At 59.1% G+C, this 26,655-nt stretch carries 20 protein-coding genes; 8 read left to right on the top strand and 12 right to left on the bottom strand.

From position 1 onward, the window contains the following. Positions 1-212: 212 nt before the first annotated feature. The gene (locus ACIPL2_RS33655) at positions 213-1,220 is read right to left on the bottom strand and encodes a helix-turn-helix domain-containing protein (protein WP_401364731.1); all 1,008 of its coding nucleotides are present in this window, start codon (positions 1,218-1,220) and stop codon (positions 213-215) included. A gap of 385 nt (positions 1,221-1,605) precedes the next feature. On the opposite strand from ACIPL2_RS33655, the gene antA reads away from it, so the two are divergent. The 4 genes from antA to ACIPL2_RS33635 are packed head-to-tail and all read left to right on the top strand — an operon-like array spanning position 1,606 to position 5,972. Further along, the gene (gene antA, locus ACIPL2_RS33650; protein WP_401364728.1) at positions 1,606-2,994 is read left to right on the top strand and encodes an anthranilate 1,2-dioxygenase large subunit; all 1,389 of its coding nucleotides are present in this window, start codon (positions 1,606-1,608) and stop codon (positions 2,992-2,994) included. A 2-nt stretch (positions 2,995-2,996) separates the two neighbouring features. Next, a complete protein-coding gene (gene antB, locus ACIPL2_RS33645) occupies positions 2,997-3,488 on the top strand; it encodes an anthranilate 1,2-dioxygenase small subunit (protein ID WP_401364725.1) in 492 nt (163 codons plus the stop codon). A gap of 17 nt (positions 3,489-3,505) precedes the next feature. Further along, positions 3,506-4,525: an anthranilate 1,2-dioxygenase electron transfer component AntC gene (gene antC, locus ACIPL2_RS33640; RefSeq protein WP_401364722.1), complete on the top strand. Its 1,020-nt coding sequence runs from the start codon at positions 3,506-3,508 to the stop codon at positions 4,523-4,525. A 43-nt stretch (positions 4,526-4,568) separates the two neighbouring features. Then, entirely contained in the window at positions 4,569-5,972 is a 1,404-nt protein-coding gene (locus ACIPL2_RS33635) for an amino acid permease (RefSeq protein ID WP_401364719.1), read from the top strand. A gap of 232 nt (positions 5,973-6,204) precedes the next feature. Here the strand turns inward: ACIPL2_RS33635 and kynA are convergent, their stop codons facing one another. Beyond that, positions 6,205-7,059, bottom strand: coding sequence for a tryptophan 2,3-dioxygenase (kynA, locus tag ACIPL2_RS33630; protein WP_401364717.1), 855 nt, complete (start codon positions 7,057-7,059; stop codon positions 6,205-6,207). Next, entirely contained in the window at positions 7,056-7,721 is a 666-nt protein-coding gene (gene kynB, locus ACIPL2_RS33625) for an arylformamidase (protein ID WP_401364715.1), read from the bottom strand. Before kynB ends, kynA begins: the two co-directional genes overlap by 4 nt. A gap of 275 nt (positions 7,722-7,996) precedes the next feature. Here kynB and ACIPL2_RS33620 point away from each other — a divergent pair, with 275 nt between their 5' ends. Beyond that, positions 7,997-8,341 (top strand): cupin domain-containing protein, encoded by a 345-nt coding sequence (locus ACIPL2_RS33620; protein WP_008024653.1) that lies wholly within the window; start codon positions 7,997-7,999, stop codon positions 8,339-8,341. A 170-nt stretch (positions 8,342-8,511) separates the two neighbouring features. On the opposite strand, the gene mmsB is transcribed toward ACIPL2_RS33620, so the two are convergent. Further along, on the bottom strand, positions 8,512-9,399 hold the full coding sequence (gene mmsB, locus ACIPL2_RS33615; RefSeq protein ID WP_401364712.1) for a 3-hydroxyisobutyrate dehydrogenase: 888 nt from the start codon (positions 9,397-9,399) through the stop codon (positions 8,512-8,514). Between the two features lie 10 nt (positions 9,400-9,409). Next, complete coding sequence (locus tag ACIPL2_RS33610; RefSeq protein WP_401364709.1) at positions 9,410-10,936, bottom strand: CoA-acylating methylmalonate-semialdehyde dehydrogenase; 1,527 nt, start codon at positions 10,934-10,936, stop codon at positions 9,410-9,412. Positions 10,937-11,098: 162 nt separating this feature from the next. Here ACIPL2_RS33610 and ACIPL2_RS33605 point away from each other — a divergent pair, with 162 nt between their 5' ends. The 3 genes from ACIPL2_RS33605 (at position 11,099) to ACIPL2_RS33595 (ending at position 13,913) form a co-directional block, all read left to right on the top strand. Then, on the top strand, positions 11,099-12,046 hold the full coding sequence (locus ACIPL2_RS33605; protein WP_401364706.1) for a LysR family transcriptional regulator: 948 nt from the start codon (positions 11,099-11,101) through the stop codon (positions 12,044-12,046). Between the two features lie 263 nt (positions 12,047-12,309). Next, positions 12,310-13,659, top strand: coding sequence for an S-type pyocin domain-containing protein (locus tag ACIPL2_RS33600; protein WP_401364703.1), 1,350 nt, complete (start codon positions 12,310-12,312; stop codon positions 13,657-13,659). Next, the gene (locus tag ACIPL2_RS33595) at positions 13,656-13,913 is read left to right on the top strand and encodes a bacteriocin immunity protein (protein ID WP_059403030.1); all 258 of its coding nucleotides are present in this window, start codon (positions 13,656-13,658) and stop codon (positions 13,911-13,913) included. The genes ACIPL2_RS33600 and ACIPL2_RS33595 overlap by 4 nt, the downstream gene beginning before the upstream one ends. 39 nt (positions 13,914-13,952) lie before the next feature. Here the strand turns inward: ACIPL2_RS33595 and ACIPL2_RS33590 are convergent, their stop codons facing one another. The 7 genes from ACIPL2_RS33590 to recC form a co-directional block, all read right to left on the bottom strand. Then, positions 13,953-14,672, bottom strand: a complete 720-nt coding sequence (locus ACIPL2_RS33590) for a CatB-related O-acetyltransferase (protein WP_401364699.1) — start codon at positions 14,670-14,672, stop codon at positions 13,953-13,955. A gap of 80 nt (positions 14,673-14,752) precedes the next feature. Further along, entirely contained in the window at positions 14,753-15,280 is a 528-nt protein-coding gene (locus ACIPL2_RS33585; RefSeq protein ID WP_401364697.1) for an OmpA family protein, read from the bottom strand. After that, on the bottom strand, positions 15,261-16,529 hold the full coding sequence (locus ACIPL2_RS33580) for a diguanylate cyclase domain-containing protein (protein WP_401364694.1): 1,269 nt from the start codon (positions 16,527-16,529) through the stop codon (positions 15,261-15,263). The genes ACIPL2_RS33585 and ACIPL2_RS33580 overlap by 20 nt, the downstream gene beginning before the upstream one ends. After that, a complete protein-coding gene (locus tag ACIPL2_RS33575; protein WP_401364691.1) occupies positions 16,526-17,101 on the bottom strand; it encodes a YfiR family protein in 576 nt (191 codons plus the stop codon). The genes ACIPL2_RS33580 and ACIPL2_RS33575 overlap by 4 nt, the downstream gene beginning before the upstream one ends. Before the next feature lie 118 nt (positions 17,102-17,219). Then, entirely contained in the window at positions 17,220-19,328 is a 2,109-nt protein-coding gene (gene recD / locus ACIPL2_RS33570; RefSeq protein ID WP_401364688.1) for an exodeoxyribonuclease V subunit alpha, read from the bottom strand. Further along, the gene (gene recB / locus ACIPL2_RS33565) at positions 19,325-23,017 is read right to left on the bottom strand and encodes an exodeoxyribonuclease V subunit beta (protein WP_401364685.1); all 3,693 of its coding nucleotides are present in this window, start codon (positions 23,015-23,017) and stop codon (positions 19,325-19,327) included. Before recB ends, recD begins: the two co-directional genes overlap by 4 nt. Further along, positions 23,014-26,466, bottom strand: coding sequence for an exodeoxyribonuclease V subunit gamma (recC, locus tag ACIPL2_RS33560; protein WP_401364682.1), 3,453 nt, complete (start codon positions 26,464-26,466; stop codon positions 23,014-23,016). Before recC ends, recB begins: the two co-directional genes overlap by 4 nt. Positions 26,467-26,655: the final 189 nt, after the last annotated feature.

Below are 26,655 nucleotides of genomic sequence, written 5' to 3'. Positions count from 1 at the left end.
GCCCCCGGCCATGGATGGCCGATGGCGGCGGGCCCCCGGAGCAATGCCGGAGTGAGGGCATGCCGAGCCTAAGCGAGGCACCGAATGGAGGGGCAGAGCGCTTTGGTTACTTTCGACTGGGCCGGCTTCCGGATTTTCGAAAGTGACCCGCTGTAAAAGCGGAACCGCCAGCGGCCGTTACCGCAGAAACGGATATGTACCCGTGAAAAAAATCACCGCATCCGCCGAGCCTCATTCCGCTGCAACGTCATACTCGGCGTTTCATCAAACAACTTCCGATACTCCGCAGCAAACCGCCCAAGGTGTGTAAACCCCCACCCCATGGCGATCTCGGAAATATTGCGCGCAGAGCCATGCTCAAGAATGTCCTGACGCACAGCGCTCAACCGGTACTTCTTCAGGTAAACCATCGGCGACAACGCAAAGTACTTTTTGAACGCCTCGAACAACTTGAAGCGCGAAACCCCAGCCGCCGCTTCGATGTCCTCAAGGTGCAGCGCTTCCCGAGCATTATCGTGAATGTACTGCCGAGCCCTGATCAGATAACCCGGCAACTTCACGCCCAACACGTCCCGCAGTTCTTCGGAATAATTATTCGGCTGCGCCAGGATCAAGCCTTTGATCAACGAGCTTTCGACGTCCCGAGTAAAGGCCACCTGGTCATACAGCTCGCTGCTGCGCTCCAGTTCGGCGATGAAATAACGCGCCATGCGCCACCACGAGGCCGACGCCCCGTCCACCGCATCCATCACCGACTCGAACCGCAGCGGCGCATCCAGCGGTCGTTGCAACAGGCTTTCCAGAGACTCACTCATCGCCGCGCGGGTGATCACCACCTGGACTTTGCGGCAATCGCCGGAGATCGCCAGCAGCTGGTTTTCGTTCGGTGAAATGATCACCCCCTGATCGCGATTGGACTTCAACACGCAGCCGTTCTTGCTCAGCTCCTGCTCGCCCACCAAGGGCAAACTCAGGCTGTAACTGCTGAAGTGCTCGGGGTCTTCGATATCGACCGTGACGTCGGTGCCGTATTCGATCGTGCCCAGCGTCGTGGCCATCGACTTGAACACATTGGCGCTGTGATGAAAGCGGATTCGCTCGGGTGTACTCGTCACGAGTCGATGCGGTCCGCAGATACCGGACATCCAGTTTCGCGCACCCTCGACGTCACAGCTATCAATACGAATGTCGCGAAACTGCGCATCAGTTTTGCTACTCATCACAGTGCACCCACGGCGGTATTTTTCAGCGCGCTCTGACGGCGCGTATCAGGCTTGAAAAGAGCAAGTTCCAAGCCACAAATCGGCGGTGCCCACTTAGCGGATAGCAATCCTCAACTAAGCGGATAACGCACCCGGCTTTAAGCTGGGAAGCGCCATCGAACAGCACTCGACATCTGGCAAAACAGTACCTGATTGCTGCAAACAGGTGCAGCCGTTTATCGCGTGGTGCGGCGACTGGGTATTCGCTGCCCAGCACGCCACACGGGTGTTACCCGACCAATTTTATGGACTGCCTTCGTCGACAAACCGGATAGACCCCGCCCCGCCCCACTCCCTCTAATGAGCACACCCGATTAGCCCTAATAAAAACAGGTACACCCTCATGAGTGGCGAAAAAAACGTCGAGCAGTGGAAAGCATTTATTGAAGGCTGCCTGGACTTCCGTCCGGCAGACGGCGTGTTCCGGATCGCCCGGGACATTTTCACCGAACCGCAGTTGTTCGACCTGGAGATGGAACTGATCTTCGAGAAGAACTGGATCTACGCCTGCCACGAAAGCGAGCTGGCCAACAATCACGATTTCGTCACGATGCGCGCCGGTCGCCAGCCAATGATCATCACCCGCGACGGTGACGGCCAGCTCAATGCGCTGATCAACGCCTGCCAGCATCGAGGCACCACCCTGACCCGCGTCGGCAAGGGCAACCAGTCGACCTTCACCTGCCCGTTCCACGCCTGGTGCTACAAAAGTGACGGCCGCCTGGTCAAGGTCAAGGCGCCCGGCGAATACCCGGAAGGCTTCGACAAGGCCACTCGCGGGCTGAAAAAAGCACGCATCGAGAGCTACAAGGGCTTTGTGTTTATCAGCCTGGATGTGCATGCCGAAAACAGCCTCGAAGACTTCCTCGGCGACGCCAAAGTGTTCTTCGACATGATGGTCGCCCAGTCGCCGACCGGTGAGCTGGAAGTGCTGCCCGGCAAGTCGGCCTACACCTACGACGGCAACTGGAAACTGCAGAATGAAAACGGCCTCGACGGTTATCACGTCAGCACCGTCCACTACAACTACGTGGCCACCGTGCAGCACCGCCAGCAGGTCAACAGCGAGAACGGCACCAGCAGCGGCAGCACCCTCGACTACAGCAAACTCGGTGCCGGCGACGCCAACACCGATGACGGCTGGTTCGCTTTCGATAACGGCCACAGCCTGTTGTTCAGTGACATGCCGAACCCGTCGGTGCGCTCCGGTTACGCCACGATCATGCCGCGCCTGATCGAAGAACACGGCCAGGAAAAGGCCGAATGGATGATGCATCGCCTGCGCAACCTGAACATTTATCCGAGCCTGTTTTTCCTCGATCAGATCAGCTCGCAACTGCGCATCATCCGTCCGGTGGCCTGGAACAAGACCGAGATCATCAGCCAGTGCCTGGGCGTGAAAAACGAGTCGGACGCCGATCGCGAAAACCGCATTCGTCAGTTCGAAGACTTCTTCAATGTCTCGGGCCTCGGCACACCGGATGACCTGGTGGAGTTTCGCGAAGCGCAGCGTGGTTTCCAGGCGCGTCTGGAACGCTGGAGCGATATTTCCCGGGGCAGTCACCAATGGGCCACCGGCGCCACGCCCAACAGCGAATCGATCGGCATCGCCCCGGCCATGACCGGCACCGAATTCACCCACGAAGGGCTCTACGTCAACCAGCACAGCAACTGGCAGAAATTTCTGCTCGATGGCCTGGACGCGAAATCCCTGAAGCTCCGTGAGGTGTGAACATGAATGCGCAATTGCAGTATCAGATCGAGCAGTTTTTCTATCGCAAATCCGAGCTGTGCGACGCCCAGGACTGGGACGCGTACATCAAGCTGTTCGACGAGCACAGCGAATTTCACTTGCCGCAATGGGACTCGGAACACGTCTACACCCGCGACCCAAAGCGCGAAATGTCGCTGATCTATTACCCCAACCGTTCAGGCCTGGAGGACCGCGTCTTTCGCCTGCGCACGGGCAAGTCCGCATCCTCGACGCCGATGCCACGCACCTTGCACTTGATCAACAACGTGCGCATCAGCGAACTCGAAAACGGCGACCTTGAGGTGCGTCTGAACTGGCACACCCTGTTCTATCGCCTGGCCACATCCGAGCAGTTCTACGGCCGAGCGACCTATCGCCTCAAGCCTCACGCCGACAGCTGGCTGATCACCCGCAAGCATGTCCTGCTGCTCAACGACACCATCAACTCGGTGCTCGATTTCTACCACCTCTGAACCATGGAGACCGGGGCATGAACCATAAGGTCGCGTTCAGCTTTGCCGATGGCAAAACGCTGTTCTTTCCCGTACAGCCCAACGAAATACTGCTCGACGCCGCCCTGCGCAACGGCATCAACATTCCACTGGATTGCCGCGAAGGCGTCTGTGGAACGTGCCAGGGGCGCTGCGAATCGGGCGATTACAGCCAGGATTATGTGGATGAGGAAGCGCTCTCCAGCCAGGACCTGCAACAACGCAAAATGCTCACCTGCCAGACGCGGGTGACATCCGACGCGGCGTTTTACTTCGATTTCGCTTCCAGCCTGTGCAACGCCTCGGGGCCCGAGCAACTTAGCGGTACGGTGACTGAGGTTCGGCAAATCTCGGCCAGTACCGCGATCCTGTATCTGGACCTCGGCACGACCAACCCACTGGATTTCCTGCCGGGGCAATACGCCCGGTTGATGATTCCCGGGACTGCCAGCAAACGCTCCTACTCGTTTGCCAATCGACCGAGTGCGCGCAATCAATTGCAATTCCTGATTCGCCTGCTGCCCGACGGGGTGATGAGCAACTACATCCGTGAACGCTGCCAGGTGGGCGACGAAATCGTCCTGGAGGCACCGCTGGGCGCCTTCTATTTGCGGCATGTCGCCAAGCCGCTGATCCTGGTGGCGGGCGGCACCGGACTTTCCGCGCTACTGGGCATGCTCGACGAACTCGCCGAACGCGGCTGCGGCCAGCCGGTGCATTTGTACTACGGCGTGCGGGACGCCGCCGATCTGTGCGAGCGCGCACGCATCGAGGCTTATGCCGAGCGCATTCCGGGGTTTCGCTACACCGAAGTCGTCAGTGATCCATCGCCGCAATGGACCGGCAAACGCGGCTACATTGCCGAGCATTTCGACGCCAGTGAACTGCGCGATGCACCGGTCGACATGTACGTCTGCGGGCCACCGCCGATGGTCGAATCGATCAAGAGCTGGTTGCAAACCCAGGCACTGGAAGGCGTTCACCTGTATTACGAAAAGTTCACCGAGAGTAATATCTGATCTTTCAAATCAGGCCTGACAACAATAACCAGAAGGGAACGAGATGGCGGATGAAATCTTGCAACAGGGAACGCTCAAGCGGGGGTTGAAAAATCGTCATATTCAACTGATCGCCTTGGGCGGGGCCATTGGCACCGGGCTGTTCCTGGGCTCCGCCGGCGTGCTCAAGTCGGCCGGGCCGTCGATGATCCTCGGCTATGCGATTGCCGGTTTCATTGCCTTCCTGATCATGCGCCAGTTGGGCGAGATGATTGTCGAAGAGCCGGTGGCCGGTTCGTTCAGCCACTTCGCCCACAAGTACTGGAGCGGTTATGCCGGCTTCCTGTCCGGCTGGAACTACTGGGTGCTGTACGTGCTGGTGGGCATGGCCGAGCTGACGGCCGTCGGCAAATACGTGCAGTTCTGGTGGCCGGAAGTCCCGACCTGGGTCAGCGCGGCGGTGTTCTTTGTGCTGGTCAACCTGATCAACACGATGAACGTCAAAGTCTTCGGCGAGATGGAGTTCTGGTTCGCGATCATCAAGGTGGTGGCGATCGTCGGCATGATCGTCCTCGGCTGCTACATGCTGTTCAGCGGCTCCGGCGGCCCGCAGGCCTCGGTCAGCAACCTGTGGAGCCACGGCGGTTTCTTCCCCAACGGCACCAACGGTTTGCTGATGTCGATGGCGTTCATCATGTTCTCCTTCGGCGGCCTGGAGCTGGTGGGTATTACCGCCGCTGAAGCCAGCGAACCGAGGAAGGTGATTCCCAAGGCGATCAACCAGGTGGTTTATCGCGTGTTGATCTTCTACGTCGGCGCACTCACCGTGCTGCTGTCCCTGTACCCGTGGGATCAACTGCTGCAAACCCTGGGCGCGTCCGGCGATGCCTACAGCGGCAGTCCGTTCGTGCAGATCTTCTCGTTGATCGGCAGCGACACCGCCGCGCACATCCTCAACTTCGTGGTGCTGACCGCCGCGCTCTCGGTCTACAACAGCGGCGTATACTGCAACAGTCGCATGCTCTACGGCCTGGCCGAACAGGGCGATGCACCAAAGTCGCTGATGAAGCTGAACAAACAAGGCGTGCCATTGCGAGCCTTGGGCATCTCGGCGCTGATCACCCTGCTGTCGGTGCTGGTCAACTACCTGGCCCCGCATGAAGCGCTGGAGTTGCTGTTTGCCCTGGTGGTCGCCTCGCTGATGATCAACTGGACGCTGATCAGCCTGACCCACCTGAAGTTTCGCAAAATCATGGGCCAGCAAGGCATCGTGCCGAGCTTCAAGTCGTTCTGGTTTCCTTTCAGCAACTACCTGTGCCTGGCGTTCATGGCCATGATCATCTGCGTGATGTGGATGATTCCGGGCATACGCGCCTCGGTGATCGCCATCCCGGTCTGGGTATTGATCATCTACGTGTTCTACCGCATGCGTGTGGCGCGCGATCGCGGCTTGCCCGTCGCGCAATAAACCGACGCTCAACAAAAAGCCCCGGCATTCATTGAATGTCGGGGCTTTTGTATTTTGGAACAAACAACTTCATGCGCCGCCCGCTCTATGTAGCAGCTGCCGAAGGCTGCGTTCGGCTGCGCAGCAGTCGTAAAATCGGTATTTGCATTTTTTCAGGCGGATCGCGTCCACCGAATTGCGACTGCTGCGCAATCGAACGCAGCCTTCGGCAGCTGCTACAAGGGATCGGTGCTTAGAGGGTCGAACGTACTCGCCACAATTCCGGGAACAGCACGGTATCGAGCATCTTGCGCAGATAACCAACCCCTTCAGTGCCGCCCGTGCCCGGTTGGAAGCCGATGATCCGCTCAACGGTGGTGACATGGCGGAAGCGCCACTGGCGGAAAGAGTCTTCAAGGTCGATGAGCTTTTCGGCCAGTTGATAGAGATCCCAATAACGCGAAGGATCCTTGTAGACCTCGCGCCAGGCCGCCTCGACCGAGGCGTCATGCTGCGTCGGGCTGGTCGGGTCACGCTCGAAACGCTGCGGGTCAATCGTCAGGCCGGCGCCGACCATCAAGCGGATCGCTTCGTCATACAGCGATGGCGTGGCGATGGCCTTTTCGAGTGCCTGCAACAGCTCCGGACGATGGGCGTGGGGGCGCAACAGGGTCGCGCTTTTGTTGCCCAGAATGAACTCGATCTCACGGTACTGAAACGACTGAAACCCCGACGATTGTCCCAGGAAAGGCCTGATTGAGTGGTACTCGGTGGGCGTCATGGTGGCCAGCACCGTCCATGCATGCACCAGTTGATCAAAAATCCGCGAGACCCGCGCCAGCATCTTGAAGGCCGGTGGCAATTCTCCCAGCCGGACGTGTTCACGGGCCGCCTTGAGCTCGTGCAACATCAGCTTCATCCACAGCTCGGAGGTCTGGTGCTGAATGATGAACAGCATCTCGTTATGGTCCGGCGACAACGGGTGTTGCGCACTGAGAATGCGCCCCAGGTCCAGGTAGTCACCGTAGCTCATGGAGTCGGAAAAATTCAGTTCGGCGTTATGCCATTCGTCTGTCTGGCTGCCCGGTGAATAGGGACATTGGCTCATTGAGCAGGCTCCTCACGTAACGGTGAATTCAGTGGACGCAAAATGGCCCTGACCGGGCTGGCGTCGAGGTTGGCAAAGCGCAGCGGCAGCGCGATCAACTCATAATCGCCTTCCGGGACGTCATCGAGCACGATGCCTTCGAGAATGGACATGCCGTGGCGGGCCACGGCGTTGTGCGCCTCCATGGTCTTGGATTGCTGCGGGTCCAGCGATGGCGTGTCGATACCGATCAGGCGTACGCCGAGACTGGCGAGCAGGTCAACGGTGTCTTTGGCCACCGCGGTGAAATCCGGGTCCCAGATGGTCAGCGGCGCTTGTCGATACGTGCGCAGCAGGACGCGTTCGGGCAGGTTGTCCAGGCGCCCCAGCACTTGCCCGGGCTGCACCAGTCGACCGCTGTCCAGGCAATGCAACACCCGGCAAGGTCCGAGGTAGACATCGAGCGACACCTCGCCAATGGCGGCGCCATCCGCGCTGTAATGCAGCGGTGCATCGACATGGGCGCCGGTGTGCGGCGACAGCGTGATGCGCCCGACATTCACCGGGCACTCTGGCCCGAGGCTCCAGACGCGCTCTTCCTGAAACGGCGTGTCACCGGGCCAGGTCGGTGTTGCGGTACTCAAGGGCGGGCTGATGTCCCACCACGACATTGTTTTTTTCATTGCAACGCTCTCGGCCTTTTCCGAAGTGAATGATACGAGTGAACCCTGTGCATTTTCTTGCAAAAACGTTCACAAAGGCCCGGGGCTTTCGCACAAACTGCCAGGAATCGGTCATTTACAGAGAGGAAATTTCAACACGTCAGCTGCTGGTTTCAACAGCCAAACCAACCTCGCTCACAGCGTTTCTGGATAGCTCAGTGTCGAGCACAGACAACTGGGGCCGGGCCAAGCCCTATACGGTGCCACTTCAGTTCTCCTTAACGCTCGGAGTCATCATGTCCGCACCGATTACCGTTCTTCGCGACACTCACCCGCTGCCAGTGCTCGACGCCTGCAAATGGGAAAAACTCGAAGGCGACCCGCACACCGTCAACCTCAACGCCTACACCAGCGAAGACGGCAGCAAGATCATGGGCACCTGGATCTGCACGCCGGGCAAGTGGTACGTGGAATACGTGAAGTGGGAATACTGCGATTTCCGCGAGGGCTACTGCATCATCACCCCGGAAGGCAAAGAGCCGATCCATCTGCGTGCCGGTGATATTTTCGTCATCGAGCCGGGGATGAAAGGCACGTGGGAAGTGGTTGAAACCGTGCGCAAGTATTTCGTGTTTGCCTGATGCAAAAAAACCGGGCGATCACCCGACGTGATCTCCCGGTAAATATCTATAGGGACATGCTGCCCATGTGGGAGCGAGCCTGCTCGCGAAAGCGGTGGGTCAATCAACACCAATGTTGAATGTGCCGGCCCCATCGCGAGCAGGCTCGCTCCCACAGGTTTCAAGCCCGGTTACTGCGGTTTGCGATAACTGTTGATGATCGCCGAGAAGTCGTTACCACCCTCCCCGCGCAGGCTCATCGCCTGATACAACTGCTGGGCCACCGCGCCGAGCACCACCGGTTGGTGCGCCTGACGTGCCGCTTCAGTGGCCAGCCCCAGATCCTTGAGCATCAGTTCGGCACCGAAGCCACCGGTATAACCGCGCGAGGCCGGCGCGGTTTCGACGATGCCCGGCCACGGGTTGTACATCTCCGAACTCCAGCAACGCCCGGTGGAACTGTTGATGATTCCCGCCAGCACCTTGGTGTCGATGCCCAGCGCGTCACCCAGCGCCATGGCTTCGCTGACGCCGACCATGGAAATCCCCAACAACAGGTTGTTGCAGATCTTGGCGATTTGCCCGGTGCCGACTTCGCCGCAATGGACGATGTTGCGGCCCATCTGCGCCAGGACCGGTTGCAGGGTGGCGAACAGTTCAGGCGTGGCGCCGACCATAAAGGTCAGTGTCCCCGCCGCTGCACCGCCGGTACCACCGGAGACCGGCGCATCGGCCATGGCCACGCCTTGCTTGGCGGCCGCCGCGGCGACATCACGTGCTGTCTGCGGATCGATGGTGCTGCAATCGACTGCCGGCACGCCCTTGCCGATGCCCGCCAGCACACCGTCTTCACCCAGCCAGACGCTGCGCACATGCACAGCGGCGGGCAGCATGGTGATCACCAGCTCGGCACCTTGGGCCGCTTCACGCGCCGAAGGGCTGATGCTGCCGCCTAGTTGCTCAAGCTCGGCCAGAACGGTTTTGTTCAGGTCGACCAGGTTCAGAGCATGGCCGGCCTTGATCAGGTTGCGCGCCATCGGCGCGCCCATGTTGCCGAGACCGATAAAAGCGATTTTCATGTCCGGCTCCTTAACGCAAGTTGATGGTGGTGTTCACACCGTCATTGACGCTGTCGTCATCGAACCAGCGACTGGTGACAGTCTTGGTCTGAGTGTAGAACTGCACCACTTGCTTGCCATACGGGCCGAGGTCGCCGAGTTTCGAACCCCGCGAACCGGTGAAGCTGAAGAACGGGACCGGCACCGGAATCGGGATGTTGATACCGACCTGGCCGACGTCAATTTCGGTCTGGAATTTACGCGCCGCCGCACCGCTCTGGGTGAACAGGCCTGTGCCATTGCCGAACGGGTTGGCGTTGACCAGTGCGATGGCCTCATCGAGGGTCGCGACTTCCAGCACCACCAGCACCGGGCCGAAGATTTCCTGGGTGTAGATCTTCATCTCAGGGGTGACGCCGGAGAACAGGGTCGGGCCGATAAAATTGCCCTTCTCGAAGCCAGGAACGGTGATATCGCGACCGTCCAGCTCAAGCTTGGCGCCTTCCTTGATGCCGCTTTCGATCAGGTCGAGAATTCGCGCCTTGGCTTTTTTCGAGATCACCGGACCCACGTCCGTACCCGCTTCGCTGCCGGCATTCACTTTGAGTTTCTGCGCCAGCGCTTTCAGGTCTGGCAGCCATTGCTTGGCCGCGCCCACCAGCACCACCACCGAGGTCGCCATGCAGCGTTGCCCGGCCGCACCGAAACCGGCGCCCACCAGCGCATTCAGCGCTTGTTCACGATTCGCGTCCGGCAGCACCACCGCGTGATTCTTCGCGCCCATCATCGATTGCACGCGTTTGCCGTGTTTGCCGGCCAGGTCGTAAACGTGGGTGCCGACCGCCGTCGAACCGACGAAGGAAACAGCCTTGATGTCCTTGTGCGTGCAGAGCGCGTCCACCACGTCCTTGCCGCCATGCACGACGTTAAGCACGCCCGCCGGAACGCCGGCCTCGATCGCCAGTTCCACCAGCAGCATGGTCGACATCGGGTCCTGTTCGGACGGCTTGAGGACGAAGGTGTTGCCGCAGGCAATGGCCATCGGGAACATCCACAGCGGGATCATCGCCGGGAAGTTGAACGGGGTGATGCCGGCGCACACGCCGATTGGTTGACGCAGGGTGTAGGTATCAACACCGCCAGCAACGTTTTCGGCGAACTCGCCCATTTGCAGGCTGCCAATGGAGCAGGCGTGTTCGACCACTTCCAGGCCGCGGAAGATATCGCCTTCAGCGTCGGCGATGGTTTTGCCCTGTTCGGCACTCAGGACCACGGCGATGCGCTTGGAGTGTTCGCGGATCAACGCCTGGAGCTTGAGCATGATGCGCATCCGCGCGCCGATCGGCGTCAGCTTCCAGGTCTGGAAGGCGCGTTGGGCGGCGCTGATGGCGGCGTCGACTTCAGAAGCCGTGGCAAACGGAACCTTGGCCAGCACTTGCTGGGTCGCCGGGTTGATGATGTCGTGCCACTCGGTGGTCTGGGACTCGACCCATTCACCGTTGATCAACAGCTTTACCGTTTGGACAGTGGTTTCGTTTGGCGTGAGCGAAGCGTTCATGTTGGTCTCCGGGACGTTGTTCTTATTAAGAGAGCTATCTTGGGAGCCAAGGCGAGAAAATCGCCTTGCGATGAAGCGTGTGTCGCGAATTGGTTGTCGGACTGTTTTTGGAGTATAGATGTGCAAACTTCTAATAAGAACGCACATAAAAGCCGGTCCATCATGCAAAAAAACATCACGTCTTTAGGTTCGTTGAACTGGGATGACCTCAAGTTTTTCCTCGAAGTCGCCCGCACCCGCAAGGCCAGCACCGCGGCCAAGCGCCTGGCGGTGGACTACACCACCGTTTCGCGACGCATCAGCTCGCTGGAGGCGGCATTGGGCACGTTGCTGTTTGAAAAATCCCGGACCAGCGGTTTCGTTTTGACCGCTGAAGGTCAGCGATTGCTGGGTTACGCGGAATCGATCGAGAGCACCCTGCACATGGCGTGCGAGCAGGTATCAGGTTCTGGCGTGGCGTTGTCCGGACACGTGCGAATGGGCTGCACCGAGGGCTTTGGCAGCTTTTTCATCACCCCGCAGCTGAGCCATTTCGTCGACGCCTACCCCGCCATCTCGGTGGACATCCTGCCGCTGCCGCACTTCATCAGCCTGTCCAAGCGCGAAGCCGACATCGTCATCGCCCTGGAGCGCCCGGAACACGGCCCTTACGTCTGCTGCAAACTCTGTGACTACAAATTGCAGCTGTACGCGACCCAGGACTATCTGGACAAACACCCACCGATCCGCCGCCCGGCCGATTTGGCCAAACATTCGTTCATCAGTTATGTCGACGACCTGGCATTCAGCTCGGAGCTGCTGTACCTGGCCAATGTGCTACCGGGTGCAACGGCCAATCTGCGCAGCACCAGCGTGATCGCACAATTCGTGGCGGCGCAGCAGGGGCGATCGCTGGCGATTCTGCCGTGTTTCCTGGCGGCTCAGGATTCGCGATTACTGCCGGTATTGCCGGAGGAGATCAACATCACCCGACAATTCTGGATGTATTGCCGGGAGGATTTGAGGAAGCTTAAGCGGATTACCTTGTTGTGGGATTACATCCGCGAAGTGACTGAACTGAATGGCCCGTTGTTGCTGGGCGAGACTCGCGAGATGCTGTTCGCCGACTGAAGATTTTCAAGGAAATCAGGTAGCGGAGTCGTAAAGAGGTCCACAGCCTTTGCCAATACTTTGTATCGGCGTTTGATACCAACTTGTAACACTCCGATGCTTGCATTCTGCCCCACCCAATGGAGTCACCCCTCTCAAGCAGCCACTGACGACTTTTCATAACTTTTGAGAATCGTCCTACAGACACGCCAAACACCCATGAAGTAGCGTCCTGTCGCACTTAAACGGCGCAACATGGATCGTCAATTCGCACAGGGGGTGTTATGGCGGTTGAAAACCTATTCCCGAGTTATCTGGGATGCAATGGGATAGACGGCAACAGGCTACATGCAGAGGCGACAGAGGAAGCACAGGCGGCGTGGGCAAGAACAGTGGAGGCGAACGAAAGGAACGAGCGGGAAGCTGACGCACGTAGGAATACGATCAAGAAGCGGGATGAAGTGGCTCCACGCGGATGCGTTTTCGCCAAAAGTTGCATGCTGCCAGATGGGACCATTAACTACATCAGTCCCAGCGGCGCCATTCCTACCGATGCGATTGGCCAGTATGGCGAGTTTGCCTTGCTGGGTGGCCGTGAAACGGATGCACAAGGAAACATTCCTCTCAAGAAAATCAGTGGCTCTCTACCCGTTTCACTGGGAAGACTTCTATTAGGCGGCGCCGCTGTCACTGCTGGCGGCGTGTCGTGTGGTGGTTTGTGTACGGCTGGTGCTGTGGCGTCCGGGGCTAGTTCTGGTGTTGTTGCTGGTGCATTGGCGGGAGTGGTTGCATTGCTGTGGCCATCCAGCCTGGGCGACAGCAGCCTATATACAGAAGAACAGCTCCAGTCGCTTAAAGAAGGACGTACACGTGTCCGCCTGCACGTCGAACAACAAGCCGATGGCACCTTGAAGGGATACGGGTACAACACCCAGAAGCGCCGTGACTGGGAAATGATTCCCGTAGTGCAGTTCGTTACCCAAGGCTCCCAGCAAGTGGCTGACTTTGGTGACGGTATAACCTTGATATGGACACCAGTTGCTGACCCGTCCAGCACTTTAGGAATTCCAACGTTAGAAGGCGCACCACAGGCGCCACAGATTTGGATTTATCCGCCCACTGAACAGGCTGATAACATCATCGTTAGTCCGATTTACCCAGACGCGTACAAAGATTTCATTCTGGTGTTCCCGGCTGATTCTGGTGTGCAGCCGTTGTACATCGTGATGAATATTCGTCTCGATCCCGGCACCGTAACAGGACAAGGAAAAGACGTGACTGGCATCTGGTTAGCTGGGGCGAGTGCTGGCCTAGGTGCACCCATACCAACAAGAATTGCCAGTCAACTCAGCGGCAAGAGCTTTAGCAGCTTCGATGCTTTCAGGAAGGCGTTCTGGACTGCCGTAGGAAATGACCCCGAGCTATTCAGCCAGTTCAAACCCACCAACCAAAGCAAGCTACGAAACGGCAAAGCACCATTCGCCCAAAGATCAGAACACAACGGTGAAAACGCTCGCTACGAAATCCATCACATTCAAAACATTCAGTATGGCGGCGCGGTGTACGACGTAGACAACCTTGCGATAATGACGCCGAAACGACACGTAGAGATTCACAAGGAAGACAGACAATGACTTTGAAAAACAGCGTTTCAGACTACACAGAACAGGAATTCATAGAGCTGCTTCAACGGATCATCGGAAACGACGCAAGCGAAGAGGAAGAGAACAAGCTCGTGCATCACTTCAACACAATCTGTGAACATCCAGCAGGATCTGACTTGATCTTTTACCCCGAAGACGATGCAGACGATTCAGCCGAAGGCATCACCCGTACGCTCAAAGAATGGCGCGCTGCTCAGGGATTGTCGGGATTCAAAGACGAGTGAAATGCGGGACTTTCGATTTGCAGATTGAACATTGAGTTATCAATGATTGTTGGCCGCAACCAATCGACAACCCTTCCTGGTGACTTCCAACTGCTTGTAAGTCGCCAGATTGGCATCACGCGAATCCGCAATCATCGGCAAAGAGATACTGGGATCATCCAGGCGCAAGCTCAGGAGAAAATCGACATTACACTCCCACCATTTGCTGCTTAACAATTGCGCCACCACCTCTGGCGGGTGCCGATACTTGACCACTTTGGCTGGAAACCCGGCGACGACCGCATAGGGCGGCACATCGTGAATGACCAGTGCGCGGGTGGCGATGATGGCGCCTGTTCCCACCGTGACACCTTCCATAATCATGGCGCCATGCCCGATCCATACATCGTCGCCAATTGTTACATCAACAATCTCTGGCTCGAAGGACAGAGCGGTATTGGTGAATTGAAAGGGGTGTGAACTGACCCAGTCTGAGGGATGAGTATTTTTATCCTGTCCGATAAAGCAGTTGTTGCCAATCGAGCAAAACCGTCCGATCGAGGAAACAGCGGACAGCACGCAGCCACTTCGGATATAGGTGTGAGCGCCAATGCTCAGTTTTTTGGCGTCGACCACAACACCACCGAGCGAAACATTTTCTTCCAGTATCAATGTGGTTTTTGCGGGAAGCGATGAAACCCCGCCCGCCACTTTGCACTTGTGCTTGCGAAGCCATTTTTTCCAATAGTGGTTTCGGCAGTAATTTATTATTTTTCCCATGTGGAAATCGTCGCGCTCTGTTCATCTGTCGGGGCATGAAATCCCCGAAAACAACAATTGATTTAAAGGCCGTTCGCCGATTATTCGGCGCTCACCACGATCGACACCCGGCGATTCTCGGTTCGACCGGCCGCAGTGTCGTTGGAGGCGACGGGCTCACTGCTGCCGAGGCCACGTAGCTGGATGTTCTGTTCTTTCAGGCCGACGGTGGCCAGGACCTTTTCGACGCTTTTTGCGCGGCGCACGGAAAGCTGCTCGTTGTAGATTTCCTTGCCCGAGGCATCCGTGTGGCCATCCACCCGAACCCGCTCGATTCCAACACTCTGCAACGCTTTGCCAATGCGCGCGACGATCTCGGTACTGGCGGTATTCAGGCTGTCGTCATCACTGCCAAACAGCACTTTACCGGACAAACCAAACGCCCAGCCCTCGTCAGTCAATTCAAAACCTTGCTGCTTGAGCACAGCGACCTGCGCCGGGGTCAGGCCTTTGTGCGGTGTTGTCTGGCAACCGCTCAAGGTGAGCAACGCCAAAAACAGGGTGATCGCGAAAAATCGCAGGGAACGCGGGGTGAGTGAGAACACGGAATTAGCTCCTGATGTGAACATCGGCGACAGGGTGCTCCGACCCGGCCGTGTGCTGCGCACCTCGGGAAAGGCGCTTGGCTTGGTACATGGCCGCGTCGGCGGCATTGAGCAGGGCGCCTGGTGTTGCGCCATGGTCGGGGTACACGGCGATGCCAATACTGAGGGAAGTCTGTACTTCGGTATCGCCCGGCAACGGGATCGGCACTTCCATGCTGGCGATGATTTTGTCGGCAATCCACTCGGCGTCTTCGACCTGATGCAGCGGCGTCAGCAGGACGGCAAATTCGTCGCCGCCCAAGCGCGCCACTAGATCGTCTTCACGCAGCTGCGCACGAACCCGTTTGGCCACGGCCACCAATACGGCATCGCCCGCGGCGTGGCCGAAGTTATCGTTGATTTCCTTGAACCGGTCGCTGTCGAGAAACAGCACCGCGACTCGCTCATTGAGCTTGTTGGCATTGCGCAGCGCGCGCATCAGTCGACCTTCGAAAAACGCCCGGTTTGGCAACCCGGTGAGGCTGTCGTGACTGGCCTGGTGGGCGAGGGTTTCGTTCTCGGTTTGCAGGTGGCTCTGCCAGGATTCGAGCTCATCGAGCAAGGCATTGAAGTCATTGCCCAGGTTGTCGAGTTCGGCGATGGCGGCGGGTGGCACACGCTGATCGAAGGCTCGCTCGCTGCGGGCGGCGTGAGCCACGAACGCCAGGCTGCGTAATGGGCCGGTGATGCCGCGAAGTTGTCGACGCGCCAGATAGAGCGCCACCCAGGCACTGACGGCCGTACACAGAACGATGCCGACAAGACCACTGAGCAAAAAACGCAGCAGACTGCCCCCGTGCCCCGTGAGCTGGATGCTGCCGATTTCCTGATCTTGATGGACGATCGGCATGCTGATCGGTTTTTCCAGAAAGGCTTTGGCAATCTGCATTTCAAGGTCGGAAAACAAGCCGGTTTCCGGCCGTTGCCAGCGCGCCAACACCTGGCCCTGCACGTCCAGCACTTGGGCATCGGCCACTTCTTCAGTGGACGCAATCAACGCCAGCGCCTCGGTGGCAGCGGCTTTATCGTTGAACACCACTGCGGCTTCCACGGTGTAATTGATCGAGCGTGCGATCAGGTGCAGGTTGTGGTCGGCATAGACTCGCAAGGCCAGTACGCCAAGCAGTGTCAGTGAAATACTGGCCATGGCCACACCCACCAGCGCGACGGTCAAATGACCGCGGCCGATGACCGAGCGCAAGGTTGGCCGATAACTCTTTTGGGCTGGATTCATGGCGCCGCCGGCTTGCGGCGGGACAGTTGCAGCACGCTAGGGTGAATGCGCACGCCACTGCGCGCGACGGAGTCGAGGTTGACCTCAAAAGACACTTGATCATCGCTGACCCGCAGACAAAACAGACTGCCGACGGTGCATTGAACGTCGGCCTCGCTGATGCTCAACACGGGACGCCCCGTCAATGAGGCGAATAGTCGGCTGCGTTCGTCGCTGCTCAGTTTGCCGATATAGACCGCATCGCATTCACCTGCAATGGCTGGATTATCGGCCAGCAGCCGGCTCACCGTGACAGGACGGCCAGTCGCCTGGGTCGTATCTTTGACCAGGTCGTCGGTGTATTCGGTGGGCCCCACGATGCACAGGCGTAGTTGCGCAGGCTCAACAGGCCAGCGGGCATAGCTGAGAATCCCGAGGACCACCTGGGTGACCGACCTGGCACGCTGGTCGGCCATGCTGACGGGAATTTGCGACTGAGCGAAAACCACGCCACTCAGTAAACAGAGAAGGCCTGCAAGCAACACGTGTTTGCAGCCAACGACGCGCTCCGTCGCCCGAACAGCCACCTTCATGCAGGGATTCTCTGGATCTGAACGAAATAGTGCCGCAACGATAGCACAGCGCTGTAGTGCCAGCGAGGCCGCGCAGTACGGCACTTCAGACAGTTTCCGTCATCGGGTGTCGCCCCTTTCAATCACGCGCCTGGCCGCCCTCCTCCAACTCCAGCATCAACCCGCTCAAGCGTTTGACCTTGCGTCGCACCGCCTCTTCGAACACGCCGGAACGCGGCTCGATCAGGGTGAACCAGTTTTTCGCCCGGGTAATCCCGGTGTAGATCAGTTCCTTGGTGAGCACGGGGTTCAGGGCCTCCGGCAGAATCAACGCCGTGTGGGCAAATTCCGAACCCTGGGACTTGTGCACCGTCATGGCATACACGGTTTCGACATCGTTGAGACGGCTCGGGAGAACAAACCGTACGCCGCCCTGACCATCATTGCGCGGAAACGCTACACGCAGCACCTGCTTCCCTGCCTCGGGGCCATCGCGCTCCGGCAGCTTGAGCGCGATACCGATGTCGCCGTTCATCAAACCCAGGCCATAGTCGTTGCGCGTCATCAGCACAGGTCGACCTTCGTACCACTGCTGGTCACTATCGATCAGCCGGGCCTTGAGCAACGCCTCGGTCACTCGCTGATTCAGCCCTTCCACGCCCCAAGGACCTTTGCGCACGGCGCACAACAATTGGAAGGCGTCGAAGGCTTGCAATACCTGGCGAGCCCAATCGGTCCAGCTAGGATCATCAAGCGTGTTATTGAGCGACGGCCGCAGGCTGCGCAGCAGACCCAGGTAATGCCGATAGCCTTGTGGTCCGTCACCATGACCGTCTAGCAACAAGCGCTCCAATGCCCGATCCTGTTCGCCTTTGAGGGGAAGGGAAAACACGTCGTCGTGGCTTCGCGCCGCCAACAACTTGCGGGCCTCTTCAGGCTGCTGCTGGTTGACCCAACGCGCCAGCTGCCCGATACCGCTGCCCTCGCCAAATCGCCGAGAGTGACGCAGCATCACCACTTGCTGGGCCAGTGGATGAGCACCGCTGGTATCTTCCTGCAAACCGCTGGCATCCAGGCTTTCACCACTGACGGCCTCCAGCCACTGGCGGGTCTGCGGGCTATACCAACCCGCCTCGGCGTCGCGGCACAGATCGCCCAGCACCGCACCGGCCTCCACGGACGCCAGTTGGTCCTTGTCCCCGAGCAGCACCAGACGCGCATGAGCCGGCATCGCATCAAGAAGATTGGCCATCATTTCCAGATCGATCATCGACGCTTCGTCCACCACCAGCACATCCAGTGGCAAGCGATTACCCGCGTGATGTCGGAAATGTCGGGTGCCGGGGCGGCTGCCAAGTAGACGGTGCACGGTGGTGACGTCAGATGGAATTTTTTCCCGCACGGCTTCTGCAACTTTCAACGTCCTGACCTGCTGACTGATGGACTCCGTCAACCGTGCCGCGGCTTTACCGGTAGGTGCGGCGAGACGAATGCGCAGCGGTTTGCCCGCCTCCACCGCCGGTGCCTGGAGCAAGGCCAGCAAGCGCACGACCGTCGTGGTCTTGCCGGTCCCCGGGCCGCCCGTGACAATGCTGAACGCGCTGCGGGTCGCCAGGGCACAGGCAAGTTTCTGCCAGTCGATGACTTCACCCGGCTTGGCTGGGCCGAACAGAGCGGTGAGGCGTTGGGACAAGTCACTCGGTGTTGCTTCGTGTTCGGCCAGGCGCTGGCGTAACGCGTTGTCGATCCGCCGCTCGTAAGCCCAGTAGCGACGCAGGTACAAGCGTTTGCCGGAAAGCACTAAAGGCCGATGCTGCGCGGCCTCTCGACCATCAACCGCCAACGCGACCAGCCTGCTGCTGGCCAGCACCTTGCACCAATGGGCACCGTCCAGCGCCTCAAGCAATTGCGACGGCAACAACATCGCGCCACTGTGCAGATCACCTTCCGGCGGTAGCGACAAAGCGAAGTCCGGCTCTTTCAGGGTTTCGAACACGTCCAGGCAGACGTGGCCATGGCCCAGTTGATGACTGGTCAACGCGGCCGCCAGCAGCACCAGCGGATCATCGTCAGGTGCGAGTTCATGCAGAAAGGCAACGAAGGCTTTGTCCAGCGCTCGCAGCCAACCACGCTCGACCCACCGGGTGAGTAACAACAGCAGGTCATCGGCGCGACTCAACGGCGCCAGATCCGCAAGGCTTTCGTCCGCCAGTGACGTGGGCAGCAGATCGGCGAAGGTGCGACTCATAGCAGTACTCCCTGTTCCCAGGCGGGTTCGGCCTTGGGTTCTGGCTTGCCCTGGAACAGCCGGTCCAGACGCTCGATCAATTCTCTTGGCGGACGGGCGAAGTACACGCCCTGGCTGGAAGCGCGCGTACCCCGCAGGAACAGATACAACGCACCCCCGACATGCCGGTCGTAATCGTAATCAACCAGTCGTGCCTTGAGTTGGCGATGCAGAGCCAACAGGTACAGCACGTATTGCAGGTCGTAACGGTTGTCGAGAATCGACTGCTCCATGGCCTGCTCGGTGTACGCCGTGTCATCGACGCCCAGCCAGTTGGATTTGTAGTCGGCGACGTAGTAGCGGCCGTCGTGCTCGAACGTCAGGTCGATGAAACCCTTGAACATGCCATTGAGCAACACCGGTTCGGCCGCTACTCGGGCCACACCGTTGTGGGTGTATTGGCGCACCAGCTCATCGAGCTTGAGTACATCGACTTTATGGCTGGCGAACCAGAACTCCATCTCGACGCGGTAGTGAGTCAGTTGCTCGAACACCACGGGAGCCTGTCCTGCACCGATATGCAGCGGGGATTTGAGCAGGTGCTGCAGCCACTCGCTCAGCGTAGTGATCCAGCCTTCCCAGCCCCGGCGATTGCAGCGGCGGCCAATGGCGTCCTCGATCGATTGCGGTGTGGCGGCAAAACCTTCGTCACCGGCCCATTCAAGCAAACCATGGAGAAAGGTGCCTGGGTTCGGACCACGCGGAAACCGATGGATGTCAGCGCCGCCAGCGACCACTTCCCGTGGTGCTTGCGGATCGAGACGTTCGTCATCGAAGAGTTTTTGCGCTTGCGGGCTCTCCGGCGCTTCATCAGCGCCGACACTCATGCTCTCGCCAATACGCAGGGCACTGTAGGAAGCAATCCACCAGTTTTCACTGGCCTTACGCTTGGGAACCAGCGGAGCGAGCAAGGTCGCTTCGTTGCGCGGTGGATGGTAGTGCTCGGCGGTCGCTTCAGGCAGTTCACCGTAGCTCAGCGCTGGGCAGTCCTGTTGCAAGTCTTCCAGCCAGCGCTTCAACCCTGCCGACTCGGTGAGTGGCGCACCACCGCCCAAGAGGTAACCCAGCGCGGAAAGATGCAGCACCGAGCTGTTGTTATTGCCGCGCTTGAGATCCGTCACGCCGAGCCAGCAAGCATGTTGCGCCCGGGTGAGGGCCACATAGAGCAAGCGCAGATCCTCGGCGAGACGTTCATCATCGGCCTGGGCGATTAACTCGGGGGTTGGCGTCAAAGTCACTTGGGCCTTGCCGTTGGCATCGTGGTAATGCAACGGCAGACGGCTGCCATCCACAGGTTTCGCCGAGCAAATGAAGGGCAGGAACACCAAGGGATACTCAAGCCCCTTGGATTTGTGAATGGTCACGACCTTGACCAGTTGTTCGTCACTCTCCAGACGCAGTATCTGTTCTTCGCCGGCCTGGCCGGACAACGCCAGATGCTCGGACAAATGCCGGATCAGCGCTTGTTCGCCATCGAGTTCGGCGGCGGCTTGTTGCAGTAGTTCGGACAGGTGCAGCAAGTTGGTCAGCACCCGCTCGCCATCGCTGCGCGCGATCAACGCCTGAGGCAGCTGGAAGTCATGCAGCAATCGCCGCAGCATCGGCAATACGCCCTGCTTGCGCCAGAGCTCGCGATAACCACGGAACTGCATGACCCGCGCTTCCCAGGCCAGCTCGTCCTGATTCAGGCGTTCCAGTTCTGCCAGCGACAGATTCAGGGTGATGCAGGCCAACGCGGCTCGCAACGGCCGTTCGACATCCGGCTCGGCGCAGGCCTTGAGCCAGGACAGCAGGTCATGGGCCTCTTGGGCGGCGAACACCGAGTCTTTATCCGATAAATAAACGCTGCGCACGCCACGGGCGGAAAGCTCGCCACGCACGGCTTGAGCTTCTTTACCGTCGCGAACCAGGATCGCGATATCCGCGGGCAGCACGCCCCTGAAGTCCTTGCCGTCCTGCAGGAAACCCGCCCGAGCTTGTTGCCCGCCATTGAGCAAGTCGGTGATGACACCGGCGCAGGAGGCCGCCAATTGTTGTCGGTACACCACACCCGACAATGGCTGCTCGGCGGACAGGTGCCAGATGTTCAGGGCGGCAACCCGCTCGCCATCGACGTACAGCGTTTCTTTGCGTCCCTGGGATTCGACGGGCAGGAACGGTACGGGATTTTCGCCATTCTTTTCACGAAACAGGAATGCGCCACGCCCGGATTCGCGAGACTCGGCACGCTCGAAAACATGGTTCACCGCACTGACCATGCCATGACTGGAACGGAAGTTGGTGCCCAGGGTGTGCAGGCGGCCGGTGGTGGCCTGGCGCGCGCGCAGGTAGGTATAAATGTCAGCTCCACGGAAGGCGTATATCGCCTGCTTCGGGTCGCCGATCAGGAACAGACCGCTCTCCGGGTTGTTGTCTTCAATGCGATAAATGCTCTCGAAGATCCGGTACTGCACCGGGTCGGTATCCTGGAACTCATCGATCAGTGCCACCGGGAATTGCTCACGGATCAGGGTGGCCAGGCGCTCGCCACCGTCAGACTGCAACGCCGCATCGAGGCGCAGCAGCATGTCGTCGAAACCCATTTCTGCGCGACGACGCTTTTCTTCTTCGAACCGAGCACCGACCCACTGTGCCGCGTGTTGCAGAACCGCGGCATCGGGCGTCGGCAATCCATCGAGACGGACCTTGAGGCCGGGCATGGCGTCCAGCCCTGGATGACTGGGCACTTCACCCTTCTTCCAGGCTTCAGCCATGCCATCAGGAGTCAGGCGAGTGAAACCGGTTCCGATATCCAGTTGCTCGAGCGTTTCGTCCTCGGCCCAGGCTTTGATCTTTTCGAACCAGGGCTCGAAGTACCGTGCCTGCATCTTGCGTCCGTCGACGTTCTTGCTCGCGACGCCCTCATGACATATAGCAAGCAACTCGTCCGCCCACTGACGCCACGGCATCTTGAGTTCGAGCAAGGCAGCCCTTCGCTCAAGCAGGCACTCGGTGATCAGTTCGGCGGGCTGTTTACCTTCGACGCTGTCGCGTTCACTGGCGAACAACCCGCGCACACGCGGCAGCAATGCCGCCGGGCCGCCCCAATTGCCGCGCACCCAGTTCAGCGCATCGCCTTGCATCGGGTAACAGAACAGCCGCCAGTAATCGCGCAGGACCTCGCCCAGCAAATCGCTGTGATCGGTTTCCAGGGTTTGGGTAAACAGGCTGCCGCTGTCGAAGGCGTGCTCGCGCAACATGCGCTGGCACCAACTGTGGATGGTCGAGACCGCCGCTTCATCCATCCACTGCGCGGCGATGTCCAAACGGTTTGCACACCCCGACCACTGCTCGGGAAGGTACTCGTCACGGAGCTCGGCAATCAGGCCATCCGGTGCCGGTGTCTCATCGCGGAAAAACCGTGCGGCTTCAGCCAGGCGTGTGCGAATGCGTTCGCGCAGTTCTTTGGTCGCCGCATCGGTGAACGTCACAACGAGGATTTGTGGCGGCAACAGCTCACGCCCGAAACCTGTCGACCCTCCGCCGTGGCCAAGGACCAGACGCAGATAAAGTGCGGAAATAGTGAAAGTCTTGCCGGTCCCGGCGCTGGCCTCGATCAGCTGGCTACCGCGCAACGGGAATGCCAGGGCCAGCGGTGTTTTTGTGATCATGAGCGTGCCTCCTCGCTGGTCAATGAACGCCAGGAGGCTTCAAGCAGCGGCCGATATAACGCGTCGCACCAATCGGGGAACGTCTCGTCGGCAACCAGTGCATCGTAGTCGGCAAACTGACGGCTAAGCGCCGGGCTTTCGCGACGCTCGCCGTCAGTGGTCAGGCCATCGCCTTCATAAGCCTTGCGCGCGGCGACCTCGGCCTTGACCGGATCGGTTTGCCCCAGCCAAGCGAAGGCAGTCTTCACGGCAACCGGCAGTGGTTGGCGCATGCCCGTTTGCCAAGCCATTAACAGGTCGCCGAGAATCCGCGATGCAGTGCTCTCTTCCATCGGACCGAGCAGCAGACTGTCGTCACTGGCCACCAACGCAGTGGTCATTGCCATTCCACTGGCACACGCGACCAGATGATTGACCCAAGGCCGCGTCAGCCGATGCCATTTGCGTGACTTGATCGAGCCTATGCTGTTGGGGATCGTCGTGACCGAGAGCAATCCACCATCGGCCCGTTGATGCAGGCCGCTGAGCCAACCTTCCAGGCGCAGGCCTTGAAGTTCAAGATTCACCGGTAGCGCGCTGGTCAGTGGTGTTGGCCATAACGCCAGGAGTTGTTGATAGCGCTGCAGCAGATCCGGCAACGGTTCTATCAATTCTCGCTGCAGACTTTCACCGAATCCGGCCATTGGTAATAGGCCGCTGTTTTGCAGGCGTTTGGCCTGTGCTTCCAGCGCCTGATCCGCATGATCCGGATGACCCAGCGCGGCCTCCAGCAAACTGTCGCTGAGGCTGTAGCGTTGCAACGCGTCGAGTACAAATGGTTCTTCATCGGCCAAGGGGACGTCTGCTGCTTCGAAGAACACTTTCAGCCGCTGACTGAAGAAATGTCGCACAGGATTGCGCAAGAAATCCTGCAATTGACCAAGGCTCAGCGGCTCCTCCTGAACGTAGGCGTCAAGCACCTCGCTATCAGTCGCAGGCTCAGTGAGCTGATGAAGCACCTGCCATTCATTGGCGTAGCTGAACAGTTCATCGCCTTCATGAAAGTAGCGGGCGCTGAAGGGTTGCAATGGGTGCTCCTGAGTCAGGGCCTCAAGCAAATCTTCGTCTGCATCAGGCAATCGCCAGCCGCTGGCCAGGTGGTCGCGCAATTGGCCAATCAGCACCGACGCAGGGCGCTCACTGTTATCGCGAATGCTGCGGCCGACCCAGCTGATATAGAGTTGGTCACGCGCTGACAACAGCGCTTCGAGCAGCAGATAGCGGTCATCTTCGCGCCGGGAGCGATCGCCCGGGCGGTAATCGCTGCCCATGAGGTCGAAGTCCAGTGGCGGTTGCGCGCGCGGGTAATCCCCATCATTCATGCCGAGCAGGCAGACCAGTTTGAACGGGATCGCCCGCATGGGCATCAACGTGCAGAAGTTAACCGCCCCAGCGAGAAAACGCTGGGACAAGCGCCCCTGATCCAGACCGGCCAACCAGGCTTCACGAACGACGGTCAACGGTAACTCATCGTGCAAGCCGACTGATTCGCAGGTCTCCAGCCAGGTTTCACGCAGCTCTTCGAGTTGGGCCAGCAAGTAGTCGTCATGCTCATTGCTGGCCTGGAAGAACAACTGCGCCAGTGCTTGCAATCGCAAGCCCCATTGCTTGGGTGGTGCCGGTTGGGAGAGTTCCCGATGGGCAATTTCCAGCGCATCCAGCAGCGCGACCAATGGACCAATCAGCGCCGCATCCAACCCACCGATCTCGTCGTAGGGTTCGATGCCTTCACAGGCATTAGCGCTGCCCACAGCGTAACCGAGCAACATCCGTCGCAAGCCGAAACGCCAACTGTTTTGCTCCAGCTCCTCTGGCAGTCCGAGCCCGGCGCGCTGCTCGGCATTCATCCCCCAGCGAATGCCTGCACCCTCGATCCAACGGTGCAGGGTTGGCAGGTCACGCTCCTCTACACCGAAGCGGGCGCGTAGCGCTGGAACATCGAGCAAGTCGAGGATCTCGCTGACAGGGAAACGACTGTCAGGCAGCTTGAGCAGGTGTTCGACTGCAATCAGCAGCGGATCGCGGCCGCGCTGGCCTTGGTCTGCAAGCGTGAAGGGAATGAAGCGCTGATCATTGCGTCCAAGTTGACCAAATACCGCACGGATATGCGGAGCGTAGCTGTCGATGTCCGGAACCATCACGATCACGTCGCGAGGACGTAGCTGCGGATCGGCGCTGAAGCGTGCGAGCAACTGATCGTGGAGGATCTCGACTTCGCGTTGCGCGCTATGGGCAATGTGAAAACGGATCGACTCGTCCGTTGGCAGATCGACAGCGGGCCAGCGCTCGCGGGTCTCGTTCAGGGGACGCAGTTCAAGAATGTCGTCTTGTAGCTGATTGAGCATGTTCTGTGGCTGATTGTCACTGAACAGGTCGATACGCCCATCGCGAAATGCCGAACGATAGCTGTTGGGATCGTCATAACTGTCGAGCAGATTGATGTAGTCGCGTCCCTGCTTGCCCCATGCCGCCAGTAGCGGGTGGGCGTGCTGATGGAGGGTTTGCGGGTCGAGTACAACCGGCATTCCTGCCTTGCGGGCCTGGCGCTTGTATTGATGCCGCAACAGGTCTTTATCGGCGACGATGTCGGCCCAATGGTGACGACAGGGGTTGTGGACGCAAAGCAAAACCTGACTGAAACGAGCCAGTCCGGTAAGAGCTTCCAGGGCTTGGGCAGGCAGTGATGAAATCCCGAAAACGATCACCCGCGAAGGCAATCCACTGGGTGCCACGGCGAGACTGTTGATGCGTTCGATAAACCGCTGATGGACGCCGGCACGGCTTTGCGCCATGCCTTGTTCTCCGACATCCAGCAACAGCGCACGCCACAACTCTGCCTGCCAGCAGTTGGCCGGGGTCAGCGGTTTCGCTTCGCCTCTGCCATTTCGTAACTGATGACGACCTTCTGCCCAGTCTTCGAGCCAATCGGCCCGGTACACCTGGTACTGGTCAAACAAATCTGCCAGCCGCTCAGCCAGCTGATAGCGTTTACGTAAGTCGGTGTCATTGGTCAGGAAGCGCTGCAGAGGCTCGAAGTGCGCTTGGTTGATCAACTGCGGGAGCAGGCGCATCAGACGCCAGGTCAGCGGCGCTTTATCGAGCAACGATTTGACCGGAATTTCGTCGCGCCCAAGCACCATGCGATAGAGCTGCCACATGAAGCTACCCGGTAACTGTACGTCGATGGCTGCGGCGATGCCGCAACCGCCCATGTCGTCATCTTCCGGGTCTTCAGCCAGTGCCAGCTTTAGCCATTGGGCGATGCCATTGCTCTGGACCAGGGCGATTTCATTTTCCAAGGGAGCCAGCGGGTAGCGCCGCATCCAGCTGACCACCAGGCTGCGCAACTCGTCCAGGCGGTTACCGTGAACCACCATAAAACCAGCACTGAGGGACGTCGCGTCCGGCATAAAGGCTTCCTTGGGAAAATACAAAAGCTAGGGCCGAACCTTAGCATTGTCGGGAGACTGTGACAGCCGGGAGCCGTCCGATGTTGTTGTACGAACTTTCCTGCGGGCAAAACAAAACCCCTACCTGCATTCGCAGATAGGGGTTTCGGAATTTAATCTTGACGATGACCTACTCTCACATGGGGAAAC

Origin of the sequence: Pseudomonas sp. NPDC086251 (assembly GCF_044746405.1) — a bacterium.
In the GTDB taxonomy this organism is placed as follows: domain Bacteria; phylum Pseudomonadota; class Gammaproteobacteria; order Pseudomonadales; family Pseudomonadaceae; genus Aquipseudomonas.
The sequence above is the reverse complement of the archived record's forward strand: the minus strand, read 5'-3'. Positions and strand labels throughout refer to the sequence as shown.